Source organism: uncultured Planktosalinus sp., from assembly GCF_963973675.1.
Classification (GTDB): Bacteria; Bacteroidota; Bacteroidia; order Flavobacteriales; family Flavobacteriaceae; genus Planktosalinus.
The window spans coordinates 1-3,312 of record NZ_CAXBAN010000304.1 but is presented as its reverse complement, the minus strand read 5'-3'; the positions used below and the strand labels follow the sequence as shown (position 1 = coordinate 3,312).

Annotated in this window: 2 protein-coding genes; both read left to right on the top strand. The window is 35.6% G+C overall.

Features of this window, described 5'->3' with window-relative positions; all coding sequences use genetic code 11:
• The first annotated feature begins 196 nt into the window (after positions 1-196).
• A complete protein-coding gene (locus AACY61_RS10945) occupies positions 197-2,563 on the top strand; it encodes a prolyl oligopeptidase family serine peptidase (RefSeq protein ID WP_339611619.1) in 2,367 nt (788 codons plus the stop codon).
• Between the two features lie 103 nt (positions 2,564-2,666).
• Positions 2,667-3,312, top strand: a 646-nt coding sequence (locus AACY61_RS10940) for a thiamine pyrophosphate-dependent enzyme (RefSeq protein ID WP_339611618.1), incomplete at its 3' end; no start/stop codon positions are given.

Here is a 3,312-nt window from a genome sequence, read left to right as displayed (position 1 = left end):
AGTGTTACTATTTGATTTATGATTATTCCCTTTTCATTTTCATCAGTTGCAAAAAGGAGTGCAAAATTAGTATTAAATTTTTAATTTTCAAACATTTATTCAGCTTAATATAGGTTCGCTAGAATCTGTCTATCACAGTTTAATTTATTTAAAAAAGTGTAGTTTCGTAAAATCAATAAACTAAATATTCTTAAAAATGACAAAAAATTTACTTTTCAACATTTTATTTTTGCTTATTGGGGTATTAGCAACCGCCCAGACATCAACGCTTTCAGTAGAAAAAATAATGCAAGACCCAAAGTGGATGGGCACATTTCCATCTGATATTAAATGGGGTGACCAAAGTGCTTTTATTTATTTTAACTATAATCTTGACAATAATCCAGATGATTCTCTTTACAGAGTTGCTATTACCAATCCCACTAAAATTGAAAAAGTAAACTGGAAGATTCAAAAGGATTTAGTGCCTTTTGGTGGAAAACTTAACAGCACAAAATCACATAAGGTTTTCTCTAAAGAAAACACACTGAAGCTATATGATATCAACACTCAAAAAACTACTGACTTACTACAAATGCCCGGAAGAATCAGCAACCCTGTCTTTCTTTTCGACGACAAGGTTATTGCATTTCAATTTGAAAATAACGCCTTCACTTACAATCTTGAAAATGGAATTTTAAAAAAGCTTACAAATATTAAACCCGGAGAAGCTCCAAAGGAAAAGAACAAAGAATTATCTGATAAAAACGAATGGTTAAAAACTGATAACCTTTCATTACTTGAAATAATAAATCAAAGGGAAGAAAAAAAGAAAAATTCAGAGAGCTACAGAACAATGACCAGTGATAAATCTCCCTTTGAATTTTTCCTTGACAAAAAAAGTATGATAAATATGGTCGTATCTCCCAATCAAAAATATGTTACTTTCAATCTCTATGACTCCTCAAATTCAGACCCAACCATAGTACCTGATTTTATAGATGCTTCTGGCTATACAGTAGATTTAAATACAAGATCGAAAGTTGGAAATAACACAACTCAAATTGAATTAGCAGTTTATAATATTGAAAAAGATACGGTCTATTTTGTCAATCAGAACAATTTGCCTGGAATTAAAGACCTGCCCGATTATGTAAAGGACTATCCTGATAAAGAATGGGAAGAAAAAACTCGAGAGGTCTATTTTTCAAGAGCATATTTTTCTGATAATGGAAACCATGCTATTGTAAACGTTCGTTCAAAAGACAACAAAGATCGATGGATTACAAAACTTGATTTGGAAACAGGTAACCTTGAAACATTAGACAGACAGAGGGATGAAGCCTGGGTTGCCGGCCCTGGAATTGGCTGGTCAATGGGTGGTGGGACACTGGGTTGGCTACCTGACAACAAACATATTTATTATCAATCTGAAGCTACCGGATATTCTCATTTATACATTCAAAATGTCAACAATGGGAGAAAAAAAGCACTAACAGCAGGAAATTTTGAAGTATTTAACCCATATATTTCCAATGATAAAAAACACTGGTATCTTACAACTTCAGAGGTCCACCCCGGAGAACGCCATTTTTACAAAATGCCTTTGATGGGTGGCAAGATGGAAAAATTAACCCATCTCACAGGAAACAATGAAGTAAGCTTATCTCCTGATGAAAAATTCATGGTAATCAGACATTCCTTTAGTAACCGTCCCTGGGAGCTGTACTACAAACCAAACATCGCCAACGTAAAAGAAACTCCAATTACCTCAGGTCAATCAGAAGAATTTAAAAAATATAATTGGAGAGAGCCTAAGTTAATTCACTTTACCGCTTCAGATGGAGAGCAAGTTCCTGCAAGACTTTACACCCCGGCCCCTGAAACAAAAAATGGTGCCGCAGTAATTTTTGTTCATGGAGCCGGCTACCTTCAAAATGTTCATAAATGGTGGTCTTCATATTTTAGGGAGTATATGTTTCACAATTTGTTGGCAGATTTAGGATATACTGTTTTAGACATCGATTATCGTGGAAGCGCTGGTTATGGAAGAGACTGGCGAACTGCTATTTATAGACATATGGGAGGAAAAGACTTATCTGACCAGGTAGATGGTGCCGGCTATTTAGTTAAAGAACTAAATATAGATACTGATAAAATTGGTATTTATGGAGGAAGTTACGGTGGTTTTATTACTCTTATGGGATTGTTCAATGAGAGTGAAACTTTTAAAAGTGGTGCTGCATTGCGTTCAGTAACAGATTGGGCCCATTACAACCATGGGTATACTTCAAATATTTTGAACGAACCATCTAATGACCCAATTGCCTACAGGCGCTCCTCTCCCATCTATTTTGCTGAAGGCTTAAAAGGAAATCTTCTTATTGCTCATGGAATGGTAGACGTAAACGTTCATTTTCAAGATGTTGTAAGACTTGCACAAAGATTAATTGAACTTGGAAAAGACAATTGGGAAATGGCCGTTTACCCTGCAGAAGATCATGGGTTTGTTGAACCAAGCAGCTGGACGGACGAATACAAACGAATTTTAAAGCTATTTAACAGTACTCTGTTAGATAAATAATTTAAACCAATGAAAAACACTGTTTAAAAAAGTAATGCTTTGTACTCTCTACAATTGCAAAACCATTTAGTTTTAGTTACTTTTGCAATTCAAAATAATTCCTATGCAGACCAAATCAGACACTAAAAATCAGATTTCTTTTAACGAATTTAAAACTGAAGTACTTCAAGACTATAAAATTGCTGTGACAAGTAGAGAATGTAGTCTTTTAGGAAGACGTGAAGTTTTAACCGGGAAAGCTAAATTCGGAATTTTTGGTGACGGAAAAGAAGTTCCACAATTAGCTTGGGCCAAGGCATTCAAAAATGGTGACTGGCGATCAGGTTATTACCGTGATCAAACATTTATGATGGCTATTGGTGAAATGACTATTCAACAATTTTTTGCTGGACTATATGGTCATACAGATCTTGAACATGAGCCAATGGCAGCCGGGAGACAAATGGGTGGCCACTTTTCAACACATAGCTTAAATGATGATGGAAGCTGGAAAAATTTAACCGCTCAGAAAAATTCCAGCCCTGATATTTCACCAACTGCAGGTCAAATGCCTAGGTTGTTAGGCCTTGCGCAAGCCTCAAAAATATTCAGAAACGTTTCTGAAGTCAATAATTTTTCAAACTTTTCTAAAAACGGTAATGAAGTTGCCTGGGGAACCATTGGAAATGCGAGTACCAGCGAAGGCCATTTTTTTGAGACATTAAATGCCGCAGGCGTAATGCAGGTTCCCATGGTCATCAGTATTTGGG